A 14,977-nucleotide genomic window follows, 5' to 3' on the forward strand; every position below is an offset into this window, starting at 1 on the left:
CTTTTGGGGGACACTTTATTCATCCTGATTTTTTATTCTTCCATTTACAAGGAAATCAATTGCCTAACTTGTATTTGATCCAGTCGAATATTGTCCAGCTTGAAGGATCGACTTCGTGTGTACGGGCGCGCGTTTCGGCTGCCCTCTTTTGCCAGTAGTCCCATTTCGTCGGGCTTTTCGGCAGTCCGTATTTTCCGTTCAGGTAGGCTTTGGCGAGCATGTCCATGGCCAGCGCGCTGTCGTTTTCAGCGGCCTTGTGGAACCAGTAAACGGCCTGTTCATCGCTTTGCGGAACGCCTTCGCCATCGGCGTAGAGGTTTGCCAGTGTGTATTGTGCGGCTTTCGATTCCTCGTTCGCCGCTTCTTTTATCAGGGCAACGCCCTTTTGCTGGTCTTTGGGGCCACCTTTTCCATCAAGATAGAGATTTGCCAGATTCGCTTTGGCCGGAAGATATCCCTGCATGACTGCTTTTTCATACCACTTTCGGGCTTCGGCATAGTCTTTTTTGGTTCCTGTGCCTTTTTCGTAAAAAAAACCGATATTAAATTGAGCAGTTGGGTTATCTTTTTGGGCAGCTTTCAATATCCATTCAAATGCGATTTTCTCGTTTTTAAAGCCAGTGTTTTCATCGTCATAAAGCGATCCAAGATTATTCATCGCAGACAGATATCCCTGATTGGATGAATACTCATACCATGTTTTTGCCTTGGCATAATCCTGTTTGACGAATAATCCCCCCTCATACATAAAACCCAAACCGAACTGGCTTTTTGCGTCGCCCAGTTTTGCTCCTTCAAGATAGAGAAAAAACGCCTTTTGATAATCCTGCTTGACTCCATACCCCTCACGATACAAATATCCCAGCATCCCGTATGAATCCGGATGTTTAGTGGATAACGATTTTTTCAAATATGAATAGGATTGGGAATATTTTTTCTGTTCATAAAGTTGCTTGCCCGTTTCATACGATCCAGCAAATGCCGATGTCGAATGTATAGAGGATACGGCCATCAGGATTATCAAAACAAGATTTTTTATTTTCATGTCAGTATTTTGTTTTTCGACCTATTCTGAAAATGTAGAACGCTTTCCTTACGGTTGCAATCTATTCGGACAATTTTATTCCTGAGTTTTATTCTTCTCATACTGACCTTTCTGAAGATGAAACTCATTCACCATCGAACTGAACCGTTTCTTCAAGGCGTCCCCAATGATTTTCATGAAGGTTTTGTTTCCCGCCCCTCTTCCTTTTGCAGCCCGTTCCATCTGAGTGTCGATGGTACGCCCTCCTATGGTGGTCTGAAGGGCTATTTTGAAAGCCAGTTCCCAATTGTGGCTTCCGGTTTCTTTCACGATGTTGGCATTGGCTTCAGCCAGATTGACAGTGAAATCTTTGGTCATTTTCTGAATGGTTGCCACTCATCCTGCCATGCCTGCCCCGGCTAACAGGGAGCCTCCTGCTGTTCCTGCCAGCAGATAGGGCCCTTTACCACCCAATGTTTCATAAAAGAACCGGGTGGCATTTTCTGCCGTTTGCGGATCGTCTCCTTTTACGACCTGTTTTGCGAGTTTCTCGATAGGGACGCTTTGGGCAATGTATCGGTCGCTTTGTCCGATGAGGTCGATCATTTTGTCGTCAACTTCGCTGACCACTTCGGGATTGATCGGCTGGCCATCGTTAATGGTGGCAATAGCGTGATTGATGAGCGATCCGAGTGCCATCACCTGTTTGCTTGTTTCCGTATCATATTCCTGAATAAATGCATCCCTGACGATTTCGTACTTTTCCTTTCCGTTGACGTCGGTTTCGATGGGTTCGGCGGCGGCTTCGGCCAGTTTGCGATTGGCGTCGTGTCCGAGGATGGCCTGATAGGCAGGCTGATAATCCTGTCGTGAGTGGGTGACGGGGTTTTGCATGGCATTTTGTGCAACGTCGGCTGTCCAGTTCAGCAGGTGGTTTTCGTCTTCGGTTTCCTGTTGCTGGCGGCGAATGTCAGCGGTTTTTCCGGCGAGTTCTCCGGTAGCCCGGTTGACTCCCTGCCGGATAGGCTCAAAGGCATTGGGATGTTTTCCTTCGGGATCGGGCTGGGCGGCGATGTTGTCGGCGTTTTCGTTCTGGCCTATCTCCAGTAAATAATTCAAGGGTACACTTCCTGTTTCGTTTGGTCCGGTTTGCGCATTCGGGTTTTGATTGTTGATGGCAAGGAGGTTTGTTTCTCGCTTTCGGGTATAGCTTGACGGATTTTTCAGGTCGAGTGTTTTGGCGGGTGTTCCTTCCTGAACGCTACTTGCCCGGTTCGGAAAGGGAACGCTGTTTGTCGGGTTGCCTTGTTTTTTGAGTAGTTCAAGGTTTTTCTCTGCGTAGGGATCGTCGATTTTGATGGTGCCGCTCCCGTTTCGGTTCGTTTGGGCATTTCCGGTTATGTCTTCCTCCGGCTGGCTGTTGCCCACTCCCCTGATCCCGATTTGCAGTGGGGGTTCCTGTTCCTGTTCTTTTTGTTCCTGTTGTTCTGCCTGCAAGGTGCTTCCCGCTTGTATCCGGGCAAGGACTTCGCGCCCGAAGTTCAGCTCTTGCTGTTCTGTTTTCGCGGCAGGCTGATTTTCTGCCTGCCGGATTGCCGGTTCCAATCCGTTATTCTGCGCCACTCTTCTTTTTTCTTCTTCGCTCAGTGTGATGTCAGGCATTTTGTAGCCAAAGGCTTTTTCGAATTCGTCTGCACTGATCGGTTGCCCGATCATGGCAAAGCCTTTCAGTACGGACGGCATGGCACTCCCTGTCCAGTCTTTTTCCATTTTCAGCTCCTGTTTTTCTGTCTGTTTCGTCATGTCATCCTAATGACTTTTGCTTCAGACTGTACACTTGATACACTTTTCGGTCAGCCTGTCTGTACCGGCTTGTGTAAAAAAACAAATGCCATGGCTGACCGAAGAATTTATGTAACGTAAGATATGGCGAGCGTAAATCTGATCAGGTAACCGGAAAAGCCAGGACGGACGGAAAAAGAAAAACCGGCATTCCTGAAATGAAATGCCGGTTTTTCCGGGTTCGACAAGCGTCGTTTCCGTTCACTCAAAAGCGATCACTTTCCCCGACCCAAGGGACTGGACTGCATCGTCGCCGAAGCGTGATTTGAAATAAGCGATGGCCTTGTCACCCGTACAATGACCGCCGTAAAACCGGAAGTCCGCTGTCCTGATGTCATCCGTAAAATCCGCGGCCTCTTTCAATACGGCTTCACTGGCATTACCCAGATGCAGGCCACCGATCACGGCCATGAGATTTTCTTCGGGAAAGGCTTTATGAACCGCCTTAAGGATATTGGTGTAGCCTGCATGCGCACAGCCCATCACCACGACCAGCCCTTTTCCCGTTTTGACAACCAGACTACCGTCGTCAATCAGCGGCACTGGCCCCGTCCCGTCCTCATTGAAGAAATTGCCCTGTGTCGGGGCGAAGCTGCCCGGTTCACGCGGGATGTCGGTGAAAAAATACAAGTCATCGTCAAGCTGTTTCGTATTGTTCACCGGCACGAAAACCGGCGAAACATGCATGCGTGACATGTAGGGAATGCCCGTAATCCGGAGCGGTTTGTCAGGCCGTACCTGATAGGATTTGTGCCAGATATAGGGATGACCGAAAACAGGCGGTTTGCCTTTTAAGCGTGGATAAAACATCAGTCCGCCCGTATGGTCTTCATGACCGTGCGAAATGACGATACCGGAAAGGTCGTCAAGGCTTTCGCCCATCCGTTTCGCATTTTCCAGATAAACATCCGTCGTTCCCGTATCGAAAAGCCAGCGTTTCCCGTTCGGCAGACGGATCAGGATGGACAAGGCATGTTCACAGACAAATTCTTCTGACGAAACCGTGTCGTCAGCCAGAACGGATAAAACCGGATTTGGCGCAGCAGGCATATGACCCCCTGAAAAAAGCATATCAAAAGACAGGCATCACAATAAGCGTGAATCCTGTTTTCATTATCCTTCATCCCGATTGCCGTGTGTCAATTTTCTGACACCGGCAACGTATACATCCAGAAAACCGCCGTCTGGATAAACTGTTTTTTTTTGATGCATTTTTATACATAACGTATAAGCGCGATACAACCGCCTTAAACAAACCAAACAAAAAGGTAAAAAAATGTATAAATGGAAAAATTAACCGAAATTAACAGGAAAATAAAGAAAGTTAAAAGATGATAAAAAGACGAATATAATCGGATCGTGTATCAAGAGCACTTTTTGAAACCGGTTGCCTCGGCAAAATAACCCAAAATTTCTGACAATCGGAAATGTTTAAACATTGCATTCCGGAAGGACTTGAATAATGGGGAATTTTTTATCGGACAGTTCCCATCCCGGTTCCCAAAAACTCGCAACATGGACATCCATCCTGTTAATCGGCCTGTTGATCATCTACTACATTTTTACCCTGTTCAACACCGATAAAATCCTGGACCAGATTGAAATGATCAGCAAGCAACCCTATCCCACTGCTATCGCAGTCGGGGAAGTCAATGCCGATCTGTCCCGTCTGCACAGATTGTCAGAACGTTTGACCGTAACGCGTGATCGCGAGGTCATCGAAGCGGTTCGTCATGACTACCGGTCCGTCAATGCTTCACTGCTCAAAAATCTCGATTTCATGGTGGAAAACTATACCTATAATCCGGGGGATGCCGTCAAATTGCGGCAGACATTCTTCGATTTGCGTGCGGAAGAGAAAAGCTTACTCGCGCTTGCCAGCATACCGGATTTCACCGAAAACCAGGCAATCGCTTTTCTCGAGACCAATATCTCCCCGAAAATCGGGGAAATGTACAGCATCACCACGGCCATCACTAACGGGTCCAGGTCGAATTTTGCCCAGTTCGTCAATACTTCCAACGATTTTCGCGACAGCACTTATATTTTCTCCAGCATACTCATTTTTGCCGTAATAAGTGCTCTCATCATCTATCTGCTGATACTGAAAAGAAAAGAGGAATACGAAGCACAAATGCGGCAGATTCTCCGGCAGGCACTGGAATCGGCACAGACTGCGAATGCCGCCAAGTCACAGTTTCTGTTCAATATGTCCCACGACATACGCACCCCGATGAATGCCATCATCGGGATGACAACCCTTGCCCTCATCCATTTGAACGAACCGCAGAAAATCAGGGACTATCTTGTCAAGATTTCGTCTTCTTCAAAACATTTGCTGGAATTGATCAACGACGTGCTGGACATGAGCAAAATCGAAAACGGAAAAATCGCATTGAATGACGAGGAATTCGTCTTGCCTGAACTGATCGAACATTTTTGTACCATCATCCTCCAGCAAGCCCATACCAGACATCTGACGCTCGACATAAACACCGATCTGATTCATGAGAAAGTCACAGGTGACACCCTTCGTATTAACCAGATGCTTTTGAACATCGCGGGCAATGCCCTGAAATTTACACCGGCAGGCGGGAAAATCGACATACAAATCCGTGAATTGCCTCCACAATATGCAGGTTACGGAACCTATCAGTTCATTATCAGCGATACCGGAATCGGCATGCCTGCCGACTTTATAGAAAAGATTTTCGAACCATTTGAACGTGCACACAACTCGATCGGCAATAAAATCGAGGGAACCGGCCTGGGGATGGCCATTACCAAAAATATTGTCGACATGATGAACGGCCGCATCGATGTGGAAAGCGAACCCGGTAAAGGGACGACATTCACGGTAACGGTTCCCCTCAAATTGCAGAATGCCGAAAACGACACATTCGACTTTTCCGGCTTGCGGGAATTTCGCACACTCATCGTCGATGATGACAGGAGCATCTGCGAAAGCACGACACAAATGCTCGATGAAGCCGGAATCAGGAGCGAATATGTCCTCACCGGCATCGAGGCCGTCGGGAAAGTGGTGGCGGCTCACGAGATGAACCGGGATTACCATTTCATCATCATCGACTGGAAAATGCCGGAAATGGACGGACTGGAAACCACCCGCCAGATACGGCGCGTTGTCGGCAATGACATACCCATCATCATTCTCACCGCTTACGACTGGACTGACATCGAGGCCGATGCCAAAGAAGCGGGAGTCGATATGTTTCTGGCCAAGCCCCTCTTCAAGTCCCGCCTGTACAAGGTCATGCACGACATCATCTCAGGTGAACAGGCTCCTTCCCTGGCACTGTTGGACACCCGGACAGAAATCGTTCCCGAAAGCCGTATTCTCCTCGTGGAAGACAACGAGCTCAATATGGAGATATCCTGTGAATTCCTTCAATACTGCGGCATTACCGATATAGAAAAAGCATGGAACGGCGAAGAAGCCGTCTGCATGTTCAAAAATGCTCCCCCCGACTATTACAAGATGATTTTCATGGATATCCAGATGCCGAAAATGGACGGGTATGAGGCCACACGGCAAATACGGTTTATCGAGCATTCGGAAAACCGGTTGCACACCCCGATCGTTGCCATGTCGGCCAATGCATTCATCGAAGACAGGGAGAAAGCCAGAATGTCCGGGATGAATGGCTACATCACCAAACCGGTCAGTATCGATGAAATCCGGAATGTGTTGACTGAACATCAGGTCATCGTGTCAGAACCGGAGAGATAGCTTTCCGCTTCCGTCGCTCACCCGGCTGGTTTTGAGTCCCTTGCCGGAGTTCGCCTGTTGCTGATTTCCGGGCAATGGATGGCCTGAGAATGTTTTCACCTCACTTTTTTGCCGCCGCTTTTTTGGCAGTTTTCTTTTTCACGGCTGGGGAATTGCGATCTGCCAGTTCTTTTTTCGTGCAGGGAACAAGCCGGTCTTTCCTGTCGGCAGCTTCACCATGATAGCAATATCCCCGTTTTTCCAGCTCGTCGGCGTCTTCATTCATTCTTGCCGAATAGAACGCCGCCTCTTTCAGGTTATTGTTTTTTTCCTCGAAAACGCTATTGTCCAGACTGAACCAGTAATCCCGGATAATCTCTTCCGTTTTTGCGTCTTTTGCCGATTCCAGCGGGACAAACAGCAAATTGGCCGGACGGCAGTTTTTCCATACCGTCACTCTGGTACCGGGTTGTGTCGCGACTTCTTCCGGGCACCAGCCCCGCCGGGTCAGTTCACCAGCGACAAGATCTTTTTCGATACACGGTATCGGTTTTTTGTCGAACATGGCATTGAAAACACCGCTCACCCCGCCATTTTCACTATCACACTGCTTGCCGGCTTCGGTCCACCTGAAAATCAGCCCGGATGGGAGCATCTGCGGATTTTGAGCCAGACATGCTGTGGAAAAGGCACACGATAAAATCAGAATCAGTTTTTTCATGGCAGAAAAGACATTATTGATGATTGCCTACTTTAAGCCATGCTGTCGAAATCTTCAATTTCCGAAATGAAACAGATCGTAACGATTGTCTTTGCATGACTCTCGCCTGTTTCGAGCCAGTGAAGAGGTCGCCTGACGGATCAAACTTTTTAACGAAACCGGATTCTTTTTACCTTCATCAAACGTTTTTTTCCGGCAAATGCTATTTTTCAATCAGTTCCGGATTTCATCGAAACGACCTGTTATTTGAAACTCCATCCCGGATACGGTTTTCCGAACCCGTCAAAACCATACCGGAGAAGTCCATCCTGAAGGAGGCACCATGCCCCAGACCGTTGCCCAAAACCTTGTCTCGCTCATGATCGATGCCGGTGTCAAACGCATTTACGGAATTGTCGGCGATTCGGCGAATGCCTTGATCGACGCCATTCATCACAGCGATGGGAAAATCGCTTTCATCAATGTCCGCAACGAAGAAGCGGGCGCCTTTGCCGCCGGAGCAGACGCCGATATTTCCGGAACCATTTCCGCCGTATTCGGTTCCTGTGGCCCCGGTTCCTTGCATCTGGTCAATGGCCTTTACGACTGTAACCGCAACAGCGCTTCCGTCTTCGCCGTCGCCACCCATATCCCCCAGTCCGAAATCGGCAGCCGTTACTTTCAGGAAACACGTCCCGACTGGATATTTGCCGACTGCACGAAATATCTCGGCTATGCCACAACTGCCCGGCAAATGCCGCGCATGGCCGAGCTGGCGATACAGGCCGCTTTTCTGGAACGTGGCGTCGGCATGGTCATCCTCCCCGGTGACGTGGCACGCGAAACGATAGACAAGCCGATGCTCCCTCACCCCATTGCCCGTTCCCGCCCCGTTTCCCTGCCCGTAAAAGACGATCTCGACGCACTGGCAAAACGGATCGACGAGTCCCGAAAAATCGTCATATACGGCGGAGCCGGATGTCGCGAAGGACGCGAAGAAGTACTTGCCCTCTCCCGGAAAATCAATGCACCCATCGCATGGGCCTATCGTGGCATGGACGTCTTTGAAGCCGACAATCCGAACGGGATCGGCATGATCGGAATGCTGGGCTGGGGCGCGGCCCTGCGTGCGCTTCACGAATGCGACCTCCTGTTGATGCTGGGAACCGATTTCCCGTTTCATGGCCTCTTTCCCGCCGATACCACTATCGTCCAGATCGACGATACCGCCAGCCAGCTTGGCCGTCGTGCGATGGTCGACATGGCTCTGGTCGGCGACGTCAAAACGACTGTAAAAACGCTCTTGCCGATGATCGCCGAACATTCAGACCGTTCTTTTCTGGACGACATGCTCGCCTTGCACAGGGACATGCTCCGCATCATGGCTGCCCCGTTGTCCGAACCTCAAAACGAGAGGGCACTTTCTCCCGAACAGGTCGCAAATGCCATTGACGAACTGGCCGACAAAAACGCCATCTTTACGGTCGACACCGGCATGTGCAACATCTGGTCTGCACGTTACCTGAACATGAAAAAAGACCAGCGCCTGCTGGCCTCTTTCGGTCATGGTTCGATGGCAAATGCCCTTCCCCAGGCCATCGGAGCGGCACTCGCCGCTCCCGACCGTCAGGTCATCGCCCTTTGCGGCGACGGTGGACTGACCATGCTGATGGGAGAACTTCTCACCGCAGTCGAACAAAACCTGCCCGTCAAACTCATGGTCTTCAACAATTCGTCACGGGCCATGGTTCACCGGGAAATGCACGACGCGGGAATCGAGCCCTGGGGCGCCGAAGTGAAAAATCCCGACTTCGGAGCTGTCGCCCGTGCAATGGGGCTGTACGGCGAAAGGGTTGAAAAAGCGGAAGATATCCGCGATGCCATCGTTCGGGCATTCGACTATCCCGGCCCGGCACTGATCGATTTCGTCACCGATCTGTTTGCAGATGCTCCCTCTCCACAAGATGTCATGAAAAGACTGGAAAAAGAAAAAACGATCGACACGGCGCGAGACGACATCGAGACGACACGGGAACTAAAAACGAGGATATGAGGTTTTAACCCGCATCATACTGAAACTGAAATAACAAAATCCCTGAACAAATCAGGGATTTTGCTTTTGTAAAACCGGTATCCATCCGGGTTATCAGGCGGTTTATCTTGCAACGAGCGTATTTTTGTACACGATGCCGTCTTTCATGATCATCACGAAATCCTGTCCGGATCGGTGACCCGTTCCGGATTTTTCAATGGATTGCCATCTGTCGGCAGCATATCGGCGTATTCCCCTTCCCTGATCACGCCGATGGTACCCGGATACAGGTTTGCCGCGCCAAAAAAACGTCGCATCCGGAAAATCAGGGACGTCACTTATCGAAAAAAAGGAATAGAATTCAATCCATCAGGCACCTTCACCTGACATTGTCCGCTTATCGTCATTTTGGAGAAAACATGTCCAGAATCCGCCTTCCCGACGTCAGTTCCATGAGTAATGAACAAAAGAAACAGTACGATCGCTTCCCGTCCAATCTCGTCCGTGCCCTGCTGGTAACGACCTCTTCAACCAAAGGATACATTTCCCTCGGAGCCAGTTTCCCGGCAGGCCAGCTGGCCGACAAGGATCGTGAAATGGTCATCCTGCGGGTCGGTTCCCTCTCGAAAAGCGCCTACGAGCGCATGCAGCACCTTCCGCTCGCAAGAAAAGCGGGCTGGACAGATGAAGAAATCGGAAAACTGGAAAACGGCATACCTGACGGCGAACGGGAAAAAGACATTCTGGCTTTTGTCGATGAATGCGTCAGAAACGTCAAGGTACGAACCGGCACATTCAATTGTGTCCGCCAGTATTACGACGAGACGCAAATAGCCGAGCTGATCCTCATGATCGGCCATTACATGATGACTGCCCGGTTTCTGGAAACGCTGGAAGTCGATCTGGATGAGTGCGCCACCTCGTGGGATGCGGTATCGGGTCAATAAACAGCCATTGAAAATTCGTTTTTCACGTCGGATCGTTTTCAACAATCAATGAAAAAGGGCGGGAAATTCCCGCCCTTTTTCAATCCGTCTTTCATGCCTGTGACCGGGCGCTACTCCGCTTTCTTCCGGTCCGCTTCCGCTTTTGCCGCATCCTCTCTCGCTTTTTTATCCCGTTTGGATTGCGTTTCGGCTTTCTTCTGTTCGACTATCTTTTGCCGTTCCTGAGAAGTTTCGACTTTTTCCTCATACTTCTGAACGTTGGCCGCCCGCTCGGCTGGCGTCATCAAGGCACCGGAATGCTTCTGCCCCGGAGTGGAAGAGACACCTCTTGCCGCTGCCGCCCGTTCTGCTTCCTTCTGCTCAACCCGTTTCACTCGCGCTTCATGCGCCTGAACATTTTCCGCCCGTTTCGGTGCATCGGCAATCTCGTCAGCCTTGCGTTTATCCAGAGCCAGATCACGCTGGCGAACGTCCTCGCTGCGTTTGAAACGCTTGGCTTCCACCTCGAGTGCATGCAATTCCTTCAAATCGACCCGTTTGGTTTCAAGCGCCCTGTCATAGCACTGGTAAACCAGAAATTTCCTGTTGCAGTCCAGTTTGTCATTGAAAAGACGGGCCTCGACGTTCTTTTTCTCGATACTGACGATTTCAAGAACCTGGTCGGCCTTCTCGATGGAATCGATGGAACCGGCCGGAAACACGTTCAATATGGCAGCGACTTCCGGACTTGTTTTCACTTTTTCCATGGTGCTGCCCTTCGCCACACTGGCTGCATCTGCCGCATAAAGTGGAGCCAGTCCGAAAGAAGGCCAGATCAGAATCCCAAGGACAACAACCGGAAGCATCACTTTCAGCATGCCCGACAAGCCACGATATTTCACATGTTCCGCTTGTTTGTCCAACCCGTTGAAAGAATCCAAAAGAAACTCCTTGAATGCAAATGAGATGTGAACCCCGTCCAAAGATGAAATTTTACCATTAAAGAAACGTGTTCCTGACTGATTTTGCCGGGACTCTTCCATTACGGACCGGCCGACCTTCTCCCCCACTCCCTTCGAGTCAATACTGTTACCGGGAACATCATCGGCGATTCATCGATAACGTTCGTTCCCTTTACGTGAAAGGTAGAGCCTCCATCAATCTCCTTCGCGTTTGATTTTCAGGTCCCTCCATAAAAAAACGCATCCCTTGTGGGGATGCGTCAAGGCAAAAAGAATTATATTGCCTGTTACTGGAACTGATGTCCGACTGTCAGCATGGCACCCCGTGAATTGGAATCGCTGGATTTCTGGTATCCGACCCTCAGTCCAAGGCTGGTATTGCCTTTCTGAACGTCAAGTCCGAGCGTTCCCACCCATGAGGAGCTAAAAATCAAGGTTTCCGAAAAAAAATGAAAAATATCGGCAAATATTACAATTAAGCAACAACGCAAGATTCCCGGGATGACATTACCCCTGCTTAACTGTTGCTATCCATCTTGAACGGATCAGCCCGACATGGATATTTTCACCTTCCTGTCACAGGGAAATACGGCAAGCGAACAGGAAAACAACCGACCAGAACCGGTATTTAACAAAAGACAGGAAATGCAATAGTTTTTGCCTGAAACGGGCTCGGCAATAAAACAGACACTTCCCGGCATTTTCTTTACCTTTTATCTAAAACCGGCTTCCTTTCTCTGCTATATTGAAGTCTCTTTTATGGATGAGCCAAGGATCATGAACAGAAAATACGATTGTTTATTCGCGGACGATATCCGCAACGAAATCGGTGGAAAGCATTCCATCATCGGCGTCTATAACACCGTCCTCTCACTCGACTCGGCACAGACCCTGATTCCGAAACTGGCCATTTCGTTGAACTGTTACACGGATTTCGACCATCCCTTCAAACAATTGTTCGTTATGGTCATGCTCGACGATGCCGTCATATCACAAAACGAACTGCCTGCACAATTCCTTGAGAAATCATTCAACGAAAACAAAAAGATGATCGAGGAATGCGGCATCCCACTCGCTTCCCAGTTTTACAGGGCCACCGCAAACATTCACCTGAACCCGCTGGTCATCAAGCTGCAAGCCATCCTGAAAGTCGTCGTCGTTGCCGACGGTGAAGAAAAAACGGTCGGCAACCTGATCCTGCGCGTTCCGGCACAACAAGAGCAACCGACACAATCGGTACAATAAATATTGCACATTTGTTTCTTCTATAAAAAAGGCGGTTAAAACCGCCTTTTTCCGTATAAACCTGAACTGACACACTAGTCTTTCAGCAATGGAAGCCCGTCGAGCATCCGTTTCATCCGGATGGCGATCCGTGGCATGAATTCGGCGACCGTCAGGCCGACCAGTTCATAATGTGTCGCGATATCGTTGATCACCCGGACAGCTTCCGCTATTTCCATGCCATCCGGTTCGACGCCGACCCCGGCGATGATTTCAGCCGGGTCGAGCACGTCCAGATCGAAATGGACAAGCACTTTCGACACACCGGTCGTCTTCAGCCAGTCCAGAATCGCCTTGCTGTCTTCAGCCACGTCCGCTGGCGACAAACCTTTAATCCCGAGTTCCTGCTGGCGCTGCCTCATACCTGTATCCCATGAACGCAAGCCAACGATCAGGGCGTTTCTGGCAGCGACCTTTCCGGGCAACATTCGCATAATCTCTTCATCGCCCATACCAAGACACGCCGTCAGCGCCATTGCGTGATAGCCCTTGTATTCATCGTATGGCAGGTTCACGTCCGGATGGGCGTCGAGCCAGACAATCGCCACATCATCCGGATATTTCGCCACCAGATACGTAAACGGCACGACACTGACGGAACATTCGCCGCCGAGGGTCACGATTTTTTCCGGTGCATTTTCGCGGACGATATCCAGAGCCGCCCCAGTCTGTTTCATGATGACCCTGCGCGCACTGATGCCTTTTTCGACTGCCCTGTCCCTGATATCCAGAGAGACAGGCACCTCTGCCGTCATCGCAGTGCTCTCGGGAGCCAGCATTTTCAAAAGTTGCGCCCCCAGAAAATACCCCTTTGAGGCATCTTCCGGCAAAAGATCCGGCATCCAGTGATCGACGATCCCGCCCTGCCATTGCGGGTAAATGAGCCGCAAGACAGACGTCTCGCTTTTTATGTCACCGCTGGTCACGGACGTTTTTTCCGGTATAGGCATGAACCTGTCTCCACAGTAGTTTGTCCAACAAAAAAGGCTGCACAAGGCCGCCTTTCCATCTCTTGCATTCCCTTGAACGGCCTTACATGTTCAATGCCCGGCCATCGACCGCCAGTGCGGCTTCCTTCACCGCTTCGGAGAGCGTCGGATGGGCATGGCAAATCCGGGCGATATCTTCGGAAGTGGCCGAAAACGTCATCGCCATCACTGCCTCGGCAATCAGCTCGGACACCATCGGCCCGATCATGTGGACACCCAGCACTTCATCGGTTTTCGCATCGGCGAGAATCTTGACGAATCCCTCCGTCGTTCCCATGGTGCGGGCGCGCCCGTTCGCCATGAACGGGAATACGCCTTTTTTGAACGACACGTTTTCCGCCACCAGTTCTTCTTCCGTGCGTCCAACCCAGGCGATTTCCGGATGGGTATAGACAACCCAGGGAATGCCCTTGTAATCGACATGGCCGTACTTGCCTGCAATCCGCTCGGCCACGGCAACACCTTCATCCTCGGCCTTGTGGGCGAGCATCGGCCCACGCACCACGTCGCCGATCGCCCAGACGTTTTTAAGGTTGGTGCGGCACAGGCCGTCAACCGCGACGAAACCGCGCTCATCCAGTTTCAGCCCGACCTTGTCGACGCCAAGCCCCTGCGTATACGGTACCCGGCCGATAGACACCAGCAACTTGTCGAACACGGCTTTCTCGACCTGTCCCCTTGCGTCGTCATATTCGATGGCAACGCCCTTGGGCATCCGCCTGACCTTCCTGACGGTTGCACCGGTCAATATCGTCAATCCCTGGCGGGTCAGCTGTTTCTGCGCTTCCATCGCGACCTGACGGTCAGCGCCCGCAAGCAGTTCCGGCTGCGATTCAAACAGCGTCACATCCGAACCGAGCCGGCGCCAGACCGACCCCATTTCCAGCCCGACCACTCCGGCACCGATAATGGCAAAACTCTTCGGCACGTCGTTCAGTGACAAAACACCTGCGTTGGACAAAACCCGTTCTTCATCAAACGGCAGATTCGGCCATGCCCGCGGTTTGGAACCGGTCGCGATGATCACGTTAGTGCAAGTGAACTTCCGGGTTTCGTCGCCGGTCACGGCAATGGTGTATTCCCCGTTTTCCACTCCCGCAAACGAGCCGGTACCGTTGAAGTAAGTGATCTTGTTCTTGCGGAACAGGAAAGCGATCCCGTCATTGTTCTGCCGGACGATGGACGCCCGGCGCATCTGCATCCGTGGGATATCCATATCCACCCCGATGACATCCACGCCGAAATTCGACAGTCCATCCCTGGCCATTTCATAATGCGCGGATGCTTCCAGCAAGGCCTTCGAGGGAATGCAACCCACGTTAGTACAGGTACCCCCCAGTGCAGGCTTCCCGTCGATCTTCCAGTCGTCGATACACACCGTTTTCATGCCGAGCTGGGCGGCACGGATCGCGGCGATATAACCGCCCGGGCCTCCCCCGATCACTGCCACATCGAAATCCACACTCATCTGATATTCCTTTCGTTTCC

General features: G+C 50.7%; 14 protein-coding genes. 4 read left to right on the forward strand and 10 right to left on the reverse strand.

All coding sequences use genetic code 11. The annotated features are described in order from the left end of the window. Positions 1–55: 55 nt before the first annotated feature. The 4 genes from BRW83_RS09080 to BRW83_RS09095 form a co-directional block, all read right to left on the reverse strand. Entirely contained in the window at positions 56–868 is an 813-nt protein-coding gene (locus BRW83_RS09080; protein WP_186447498.1) for a tetratricopeptide repeat protein, read from the reverse strand. A gap of 252 nt (positions 869–1,120) precedes the next feature. Next, a complete protein-coding gene (locus BRW83_RS09085) occupies positions 1,121–1,402 on the reverse strand; it encodes a hypothetical protein (RefSeq protein WP_145814927.1) in 282 nt (93 codons plus the stop codon). Between the two features lie 18 nt (positions 1,403–1,420). Further along, positions 1,421–2,827: a hypothetical protein gene (locus tag BRW83_RS09090; protein ID WP_005879905.1), complete on the reverse strand. Its 1,407-nt coding sequence runs from the start codon at positions 2,825–2,827 to the stop codon at positions 1,421–1,423. Positions 2,828–3,067: 240 nt separating this feature from the next. Further along, positions 3,068–3,916: an MBL fold metallo-hydrolase gene (locus tag BRW83_RS09095; protein ID WP_005879903.1), complete on the reverse strand. Its 849-nt coding sequence runs from the start codon at positions 3,914–3,916 to the stop codon at positions 3,068–3,070. A gap of 412 nt (positions 3,917–4,328) precedes the next feature. Here BRW83_RS09095 and BRW83_RS09100 point away from each other — a divergent pair, with 412 nt between their 5' ends. Next, entirely contained in the window at positions 4,329–6,617 is a 2,289-nt protein-coding gene (locus BRW83_RS09100; protein ID WP_005879901.1) for a response regulator, read from the forward strand. Positions 6,618–6,717: 100 nt separating this feature from the next. Here the strand turns inward: BRW83_RS09100 and BRW83_RS09105 are convergent, their stop codons facing one another. After that, complete coding sequence (locus BRW83_RS09105; protein ID WP_005879899.1) at positions 6,718–7,317, reverse strand: hypothetical protein; 600 nt, start codon at positions 7,315–7,317, stop codon at positions 6,718–6,720. A 322-nt stretch (positions 7,318–7,639) separates the two neighbouring features. Between BRW83_RS09105 and BRW83_RS09110 the strand changes: the two genes are divergently transcribed. After that, complete coding sequence (locus BRW83_RS09110) at positions 7,640–9,349, forward strand: thiamine pyrophosphate-dependent enzyme (RefSeq protein ID WP_005879897.1); 1,710 nt, start codon at positions 7,640–7,642, stop codon at positions 9,347–9,349. A gap of 152 nt (positions 9,350–9,501) precedes the next feature. Here the strand turns inward: BRW83_RS09110 and BRW83_RS11785 are convergent, their stop codons facing one another. After that, on the reverse strand, positions 9,502–9,645 hold the full coding sequence (locus tag BRW83_RS11785) for a hypothetical protein (RefSeq protein WP_155811802.1): 144 nt from the start codon (positions 9,643–9,645) through the stop codon (positions 9,502–9,504). A gap of 102 nt (positions 9,646–9,747) precedes the next feature. On the opposite strand from BRW83_RS11785, the gene BRW83_RS09115 reads away from it, so the two are divergent. Then, positions 9,748–10,275 (forward strand): carboxymuconolactone decarboxylase family protein, encoded by a 528-nt coding sequence (locus BRW83_RS09115; protein ID WP_036602654.1) that lies wholly within the window; start codon positions 9,748–9,750, stop codon positions 10,273–10,275. Positions 10,276–10,385: 110 nt separating this feature from the next. On the opposite strand, the gene BRW83_RS09120 is transcribed toward BRW83_RS09115, so the two are convergent. After that, on the reverse strand, positions 10,386–11,195 hold the full coding sequence (locus BRW83_RS09120) for a hypothetical protein (RefSeq protein WP_145814926.1): 810 nt from the start codon (positions 11,193–11,195) through the stop codon (positions 10,386–10,388). Positions 11,196–11,503: 308 nt separating this feature from the next. Further along, positions 11,504–11,650 (reverse strand): hypothetical protein, encoded by a 147-nt coding sequence (locus tag BRW83_RS11790; RefSeq protein ID WP_155811801.1) that lies wholly within the window; start codon positions 11,648–11,650, stop codon positions 11,504–11,506. Positions 11,651–11,993: 343 nt separating this feature from the next. Here BRW83_RS11790 and BRW83_RS09125 point away from each other — a divergent pair, with 343 nt between their 5' ends. After that, a complete protein-coding gene (locus BRW83_RS09125; RefSeq protein WP_148424742.1) occupies positions 11,994–12,461 on the forward strand; it encodes a hypothetical protein in 468 nt (155 codons plus the stop codon). A 74-nt stretch (positions 12,462–12,535) separates the two neighbouring features. Here BRW83_RS09125 and BRW83_RS09130 read toward each other — a convergent pair whose 3' ends face one another. Together BRW83_RS09130 and lpdA are read right to left on the reverse strand one after the other, a co-directional pair. After that, positions 12,536–13,450 carry an arginase family protein gene (locus BRW83_RS09130; protein WP_005879887.1) on the reverse strand — a complete coding sequence of 305 codons (915 nt, stop codon included), beginning with the start codon at positions 13,448–13,450 and terminating at the stop codon, positions 12,536–12,538. A gap of 82 nt (positions 13,451–13,532) precedes the next feature. Beyond that, entirely contained in the window at positions 13,533–14,957 is a 1,425-nt protein-coding gene (gene lpdA, locus BRW83_RS09135) for a dihydrolipoyl dehydrogenase (protein ID WP_005879885.1), read from the reverse strand. Positions 14,958–14,977 lie beyond the last annotated feature (20 nt).

Origin of the sequence: Oxalobacter formigenes (genome assembly GCF_002127965.1) — a bacterium.
In the GTDB taxonomy this organism is placed as follows: domain Bacteria; phylum Pseudomonadota; class Gammaproteobacteria; order Burkholderiales; family Burkholderiaceae_D; genus Oxalobacter; species Oxalobacter formigenes.

Bases quoted from the DNA above. Each gene is read 5' to 3' on its own strand.
- BRW83_RS09095 (WP_005879903.1), bottom strand. From the start codon at position 3,916: ATGCCTGCTGCGCCAAATCCGGTTTTATCCGTTCTGGCTGACGACACG.
- BRW83_RS09125 (WP_148424742.1), top strand. From the start codon at position 11,994: ATGAACAGAAAATACGATTGTTTATTCGCGGACGATATCCGCAACGAA.
- BRW83_RS09110 (WP_005879897.1), top strand. From the start codon at position 7,640: ATGCCCCAGACCGTTGCCCAAAACCTTGTCTCGCTCATGATCGATGCC.
- BRW83_RS09090 (WP_005879905.1), bottom strand. From the start codon at position 2,827: ATGACGAAACAGACAGAAAAACAGGAGCTGAAAATGGAAAAAGACTGG.
- lpdA (WP_005879885.1), bottom strand. From the start codon at position 14,957: ATGAGTGTGGATTTCGATGTGGCAGTGATCGGGGGAGGCCCGGGCGGT.
- BRW83_RS09115 (WP_036602654.1), top strand. From the start codon at position 9,748: ATGTCCAGAATCCGCCTTCCCGACGTCAGTTCCATGAGTAATGAACAA.
- BRW83_RS11785 (WP_155811802.1), bottom strand. From the start codon at position 9,645: ATGCGACGTTTTTTTGGCGCGGCAAACCTGTATCCGGGTACCATCGGC.
- BRW83_RS09080 (WP_186447498.1), bottom strand. From the start codon at position 868: ATGCTGGGATATTTGTATCGTGAGGGGTATGGAGTCAAGCAGGATTAT.
- BRW83_RS09085 (WP_145814927.1), bottom strand. From the start codon at position 1,402: ATGACCAAAGATTTCACTGTCAATCTGGCTGAAGCCAATGCCAACATC.
- BRW83_RS09130 (WP_005879887.1), bottom strand. From the start codon at position 13,450: ATGCCTATACCGGAAAAAACGTCCGTGACCAGCGGTGACATAAAAAGC.
- BRW83_RS09100 (WP_005879901.1), top strand. From the start codon at position 4,329: ATGGGGAATTTTTTATCGGACAGTTCCCATCCCGGTTCCCAAAAACTC.
- BRW83_RS09105 (WP_005879899.1), bottom strand. From the start codon at position 7,317: ATGAAAAAACTGATTCTGATTTTATCGTGTGCCTTTTCCACAGCATGT.